Genomic DNA, 601 nt, shown 5'->3' with positions numbered 1-601 from the left:
AACGTCGTTAAAAACGCAAACACAACCACAACAACTTGGTTAAACACAACTCAGAATATAGGTGATGTATGAATATTCTCCTCGATGCCATTACAAAATGGGCAAAAACGACACCAGATCGAGTAGCACTTGTCGGCTACGAAGCGAATCAAACGGTTGAACTGACTTACTCTGAATTGTTAAACAAGATCGAACTCGTTGCCGCCGAGCTTATTGCACAGAACATCAAAGCACTCGCGCTACGCGCAGAAAACAGCATCGATTGGGCCATTGTTGATTTGGCGGCGATGGCGGCAGACATAGTCGTCGTACCTATTCCGACTTTTTTCTCTGATGCACAAGTTGAACACACATTAGAGCAATCAGGCGTCGATGCTTTAGTCGGCGATTGGCAAGTATGGTTGGCTTCTAATCCTAAGCAAAGCTTTAACCAGCAAGACCATTCGTTTTCCATTGCAAATTTGCCTTTGCTGCGTCGTAACCAGTTGGGAGATGAAGATACACAAGTCGCTTATCTACCAGAAACCGGAAAAATCACATTTACGTCGGGCTCGACTGGTCAGCCTAAAGGCGTCTGTTTAAGCAATGATCATTTGTGTTT

1 protein-coding gene is annotated in these 601 nt (G+C 44.6%); it reads left to right on the top strand.

Annotated elements, in window-relative coordinates; all coding sequences use genetic code 11:
* Nucleotides 1–68: 68 nt before the first annotated feature.
* Nucleotides 69–601 (top strand): AMP-binding protein (locus tag R7093_RS26525; RefSeq protein WP_318147189.1); only part of this gene is annotated, 533 nt, incomplete at its 3' end.

Source organism: Vibrio sp. 1580, from assembly GCF_033340055.1.
Note: the sequence above shows the minus strand (reverse complement) of the source record. Positions and strands in the feature narration are given on the sequence as shown.